The sequence below is a fragment of the Ruminococcus sp. AM43-6 genome (assembly GCF_003461785.1).
GTDB lineage: Bacteria > Bacillota > Clostridia > Oscillospirales > Ruminococcaceae > Hominimerdicola > Hominimerdicola aceti.
In genome coordinates, this window is the sequence record NZ_QTXU01000055.1 from 1 (window position 1) to 6,151 (window position 6,151).

At 34.1% G+C, this 6,151-nt stretch carries 3 protein-coding genes; 2 read left to right on the top strand and 1 reads right to left on the bottom strand.

Annotation, left to right across the window (positions count from 1 at the left end; all coding sequences use genetic code 11):
• Positions 1–39 precede the first annotated feature (39 nt).
• Both DW938_RS14070 and DW938_RS14075 read left to right on the top strand, forming a co-directional pair.
• Entirely contained in the window at positions 40–2,388 is a 2,349-nt protein-coding gene (locus tag DW938_RS14070) for a glycosyltransferase (RefSeq protein WP_041337563.1), read from the top strand.
• 2 nt (positions 2,389–2,390) lie between these two features.
• On the top strand, positions 2,391–3,161 hold the full coding sequence (locus DW938_RS14075) for a PIG-L family deacetylase (RefSeq protein WP_041337562.1): 771 nt from the start codon (positions 2,391–2,393) through the stop codon (positions 3,159–3,161).
• Here the strand turns inward: DW938_RS14075 and DW938_RS14080 are convergent.
• On the bottom strand, positions 3,151–6,117 hold the full coding sequence (locus tag DW938_RS14080; protein WP_041337561.1) for a restriction endonuclease: 2,967 nt from the start codon (positions 6,115–6,117) through the stop codon (positions 3,151–3,153). The two genes, DW938_RS14075 and DW938_RS14080, sit on opposite strands and share 11 nt — an antisense overlap.
• Between the last annotated feature and the right edge of the window lie 34 nt (positions 6,118–6,151).

A 6,151-nucleotide genomic window follows, 5' to 3' on the forward strand; every position in this document is an offset into this window, starting at 1 on the left:
GATAACTCTTTATTATCAACCGTTAGAGGAGGAAGTAAAATGGAAAGATATATAGTATTAATTACGATGCACGCCGATCCGGCAATGGCTCCTGGATATGATGAATGGGGAGGAACTCATACGTACATGAAAGAGTTGCTAGATGAGTTCGGAAAAAGAAAAATTAGGTGTCTGATGTTTACAAGAAGATCCATGCAGTACCTTCCTTACGAAGAACAGTATAATGAATATTGCACAGTCTATCGTTTAACAAATGGTGACAATGAACCAATGAGTAAAACGCTTTTAAAGAAATATCATTCTCAAAACGTGGAACAAATTCTTGAAATAATAAAGAAGCAGGGTAGACTGCCTGAAAAGCTTCATAGTGTATATTGGAACAGTGGAAGAATCGCAGCTGATTTAAGTGAAAAATTAGAAATTCCTTTTGTTCATAGCATCATATCTAATTCAAGGGGAAGAGTAAAGCGTGGAGCTTATGAACCAATGCCCGAGCGTGAATTTTATGAGCAAGAAATTTACGATAAAGCACAATGGCTTATTTGCGTTTCCGATGATGAGGCAGCGGATCTTATGACCCTGTATAATGTTGATAAAGATAAGATCGTAGTTGCGGGACAGTATATTCATGAATCATTTGTTATGCCCTCCCATGATCCAAATGATTTCCCTAGACTCAACTCTACGATTTCACGCGGCAGTCAAATAGCAGCGGCTGAGAAATATAATAAAATTGCTCAGCCCAAATCATACGATACATTCTGGGCGCAAAAAGCGTTTACATATATCGGAAGAATGGATAGGAATAAGGGGTTGAAACACATTTTTTCCTCTTGGAATATGCTGTATAATAAGTATAAAAATCTTTGCCCGCCATTATGGCTAGCTGGAGGTAGTTTGCCGGAAATTGAAATGATCAGAAGTGATTTCAAAGAAATAAATCCTGATTTAACAATACTGGAACAATACGGAAAAATCGTTTGGTGGGGCTGTATTGATCCTTATGGATTAAGTACTGTTCTTCTCAGAACATCGGTATTACTGACACATTCACTGTACGAACCCGGCGGACGTGTTGCTGTTGAAGCGATGTGTGAAGGTGTTCCCGTTATAGGGACACCAAACGGGTTTGCCAAAGATACTATAACCGACTGGTATAATGGTTTTCTTGTTAAATTCGGTGACGTAGCGGAATTAAGCGCTCGCATGGAACATTTCATAAGGCAACCATATTTAAGCAATACATTAGGACAAAATGCGATAGCTGCTGCAAAAGAACTAATGGGTTCATGGCGGTTTATTGAAAAACATTTAAAGTGCTACTTTGATTGTGAATCATCGCCTAAAGATGAAAATAATGCAAAACCTGTACTATCACACAAGAAAATTAATCTTTACCCTTATTGCATCAGCAGATATTCTGATGAAACAATAAAACAGTTTTTCCATAAATGCAGTGGCTGTACTGCAGAACAGCTACATATACTAACAAACCAAAACAACTCGTCAGATGTTTATATGGTAAAATGCAATAACAATCAATATGTTATAAAAAGGACTTACACCCGCCTTGCAATAAGTCCTATGTATAATCCTGTTCGTAAAAATGAGTATGCTCGTAATGCCGGTAAAATGTTTAAAACTGAATTACAGGCTTATAAGAGAATCAATAGCCCATTATTGGTAGGATATGATGAGTTTCATGCTCTTCTCCTGCTAAAAAAAGCAGAACCTTTCTATGTATCAAGTGTTGACAGACTTAAGTTGTGCATAAAAAATGTCCTGAACAACTGTCAGATAAGCAAAGATGAACGAGAAAAATACATTGACATAATATTATTGAATGATACTCCCGACAAAACAATTGAGAAGCTGAACAATGAAATTGAAGATTTCTTTTTTGACCCTTCTTGCCGTTTCTCAGGTAAATTATGTTGGCAAACTGCAGCAGAAATGCTTAATTATAATAGATCAAGCATACCAAGCTGTATCTTCATGGTCTTAATTGATTGCGTAAAACATTTTTCCTCAACTGATGAAGAAAACACTTTGGAAAGGCTATGTGCTGTGAATACCGATCTGACATTTGACCATGTTTATTTCTTCGATGGACAAATCTGCATGATAGATCATGAAAAAACAGCGGTTGGCGAACCCGAAGCCGGTGTAGCCAGGTTAATCCATGATTTTATTATACAGCAAAAATTAGAGAAATCAATGCTGCCGGAATTATTTCTTGCGATGAACGAAATAGATGGGTTAAGAGTCAGAAATTTAATTTCATTTGTTGCTTTTGGCTTTTTTCATGATATAATAGAAAAAAATGTAATCTATTGTACCAATGATACTGAAAATCTCAAAATTTTGCAGGAACTTATGAGGTTGTAAAAATGAATCTTCTTGTAATTGCTCCACATCAAGATGATGAGATTCTAAGCGCATTTTTACTGATGCATAATGTGCTGGAGAAAAATGGAACTGTAAACATACTGTATGCGACAAACGGAGATTACAGGGGAATAGACTATGCATATACACGTTATTATGAAAGTTTGAATGCGCTGTCATTACTTGGTATATGTGAAGATCATATGCTGTACTTAGGATATGCAGATACCGGAATGAGCAAAGAAAAAAGCTTTCTAATGCGCTTAAGAAGCACTCCTGAACAGCAAAATTCTCCTGTATCATCTTGTACATATCATCCGGCGAATAAGGAAACTGTCCATTCTTTGCATACGGAAACTCAAGCTGAATACACAAGTCAGAATTTCCTTGACGACTTGGTATACGCAATAAGATCATGTTCGCCGAGTTTAATCGCAGCCCCGTCAATATTTGATTTGCATGGGGATCATTATGCCTGTGCAATGTATTTATATGATGCACTAAGAATCATTAATCATCCCATAAAAGTTCTTTCTTATTTGATACATACTGAAAATGAAGATGTTTGGCCAAATAGAAAAAGTGATATTTTCCAACCGCCTAAAAATCTTACCACTTTTCACTGGATCTATGTTTATGGAAACAAAGAAGCTGTTTCCGCCAAAAGAAACGCTATTTCAGCTTTTTCTTCTCAATCACCTTCGGCTGATAACTGCTTTTTGTATTCATTTGCAAAGCAAAACGAGCTTTTCCTTTTAGAATCTATCCAATAATAAAAATATCTCCATTATAAATATAAATGCTTTTCAGTTCAAGCTGTTCGTGATGATTAATGAGCTGATTTATTGTCTTGAGGTAATGTTTTTTTATTTTGTCAGGAAATCTGAATTCATCAGCTATTTTTTCAGCCGAGATATAATCTGCTCTTTGACTTGCTTTTGTGTCAAATAATAGCTGGCTGCACTTGCCTACAACAAGAAGCACCAGGTATTCCCTACTGGAGATAAAATCATCACATGATTCAATTAGGTTTTGAACTTTTGTAATTAATCCGGATTTAAAAATGCTGTACGCATCGTATAGCATTTTTATTAATTCTTCTTTGTTTCCAGAAGTGATAAAATAGTTTACATAATTTAGTTTGCTACGCCAACTATAGTGCTTATATCCTGAATACTCCATTATTTCTGTCGCTTCTTTAAAGCATTTTACAGCTTCCGATACTTTGTCAGCCAGTAAAAAAGCGCAGCCTTTTATATTAAGTATTCTTCCAACTTCATCAAATACGCCGTGCGATTCAGCATATTTGATGCCAAGGTCAGAATGAGAGACGGCCTTATTAACCTCTTTCAAAAGCACTTTGCACATAGCCTTGTCCCCATATTCGTGAAAGGGGAAGCAGTAGAAGGTTTGGCTGTTGTTTACTTTTTCTATTATTTTACTGTAATATTCATATGACTTTTGGGGTTCGTATGACAATGAAATGCAGGCAAGATGACTGAGATGTTCAATATACAGGGTCTGGGAATTAGGTAAAGCCTTCAAAGCTGCACCAAAAACTTCCAGTGCCGCAGAATTGCCCTTGGTTTCTTTTATGTAGATTGCGTAATTGCTGCACACCTTTCCAAGATAATCATCCGGATTATCTTTCATTAATCCATCTATGCAGTTTTTAAAGTACTTATAATGTTCATTCAGAAGATCATCTGAAAATGCATAGTCTTTGAGTGCGATAGTACCCTTAAAATAGCAGATTGCTAATTCTGAATAGGATTCATCAAGTAAGTCCAACTGTCCCGAATTCACCAATGTTTGCAAGTGGTCTAATGTCAATCTTGCCTTGTCCAACATAAGTGATTTAATGATTGCATATACTTCAAGCTTTTTTATTAAATAGTTTGACAGTGCGTGAGCATTTTTGTTATTTTCAGAAATAGTTATTGCAAGTTCAATGAATTCCAACATTAACGTGAAATTGCGCTTTTGACCAAGTTCTTTGATTAACAAATCTATTTCTTTTGTAGCTTCCTCCAGTTTGCCTGCGTAAAATAAGCCATATATTATGACATCTTTATATTTTCCAGGATTATGGGTACAGAAATCTAAAATCAATTCGGAAATATTTTGCTCATTTACCAAATCAGACGTTTCTTTCATTACAGCCTGTTTAACAAATTCATTTGAGACAAATATATAGCGATCCTCTCTGACGATGATTCCTTCTTTTAAAAGTGAACTGTATGATAAATTCAAATATGAACACAAATCAATGGGAATGCGACAGTTCAACATTTTTAGCAGATAAAATAGTTTTTTATCTTTTTTCTTACAAGAGTTGATTATTTGCGATGTTATATCGGACAGATCGTTTGGTGTCAACATATCCAATAATTCCATTGCTTTTTCGAAGTTTGGCGTATGCATTCTTCTTTTTAGATTTTGGGAAATGAATTTTATATTATAAAATCGCGTACCTACTCTTTTTACAATTTGATTCGCAGTTTTTTCTGTGATATTCAATTCCTGGATAAACCAAGTTTTTGCTTGCTCTTCAGTGAGAGTGGCAATATCTATAATGGCATATTTATTAATTATTTTGTTATAAGCCATCAGGTTCTGCTTTTGCAGGTCATATTCTGATAAATCATATTCAATTATACATGGAATGTCTTTTTCCGAAAAAAGATTGATCAAATATACAAAGAAATCATTAACTTCCTGATTAGCGGAATGAAAATTATCAAAATATACAACGTACTTTGTTTTAGGATAATGGCGTTTCATTATACATACTAAATATTCACATAATATATAGTTTGCCTCTATTTTTATAGAAAGAGAGGTTTGGTTTAATATGTATTTTATAAATTTACAAGTTTCCATAGAATAATTGTCATTGATAGTACGAGTTATGTAATCAATATCGTCTTCCTCAAACATACCTAAAAAACTATTGTCCGGTAATCCCCAAATATTGCGAATCAAATGAAGAATGACTTGTTCCTGATTCTGACACACATCCGCATTTAACCTTATACACATACAGTCGACAGTGTTTAATATTTTTCTTACAAAAGCACTTTTGCCCATGCCAATATAGCCTTGAACAATAAAGCTTTTATTATTTTTGAGTAGTGAAACGGCTCTATTAAGCTCATTTGAATAAACCTGTGCAATAAAATCTGATTCTTTATTATCAGAATTAACTTGTGGTTTTTCAATAATCTGCTTGCATATATTTTCGGAATCAGTGTTTAAAACAAGTGATGATATATGTTTGTTTTTTCTGCTTTTATTATTATCTTTTAAAAGCTCAGCCAACTCTGTACTTACAGGTATATTGTTATTCTGGATGACATTTTCAATATCTGATCCTATTAATACTTTTATATTCAATTGACTTGAATCTCTAAAACGCAATAATTGTTCTTCAAGTTGTGGAGTGAAATACTGATTAATCATAAAAACTAAGCTGTCGGTACAATTGTTATAGGCAATAATGACGTTCGCTGCAATATCTCGTAAGTTAACATTTTTCCCTCGGAGTTTGCATTCGAATAATACGCTGTACTGTTTATTTTTATATTTTATTGTTGCATCAATATCATATCCTCCATCTTTTGATGGCTGCGTTTTTTTTATTTTATTCAATGAATTTCCTAAAAGTTTTTTAACTATTTTTAAACACAGATCTTCAAAGTTACTTGAATTTTTTTGGAAATCAGACATTTTATTTCTCCTAAGTTGATAATAAAGAGTTATC

Excerpts from the sequence above, each read along its gene's own strand:
- DW938_RS14070 (WP_041337563.1), top strand. The coding sequence starts at position 40 with ATGGAAAGATATATAGTATTAATTACGATGCACGCCGATCCGGCAATG.
- DW938_RS14075 (WP_041337562.1), top strand. The coding sequence starts at position 2,391 with ATGAATCTTCTTGTAATTGCTCCACATCAAGATGATGAGATTCTAAGC.
- DW938_RS14080 (WP_041337561.1), bottom strand. The coding sequence starts at position 6,117 with ATGTCTGATTTCCAAAAAAATTCAAGTAACTTTGAAGATCTGTGTTTA.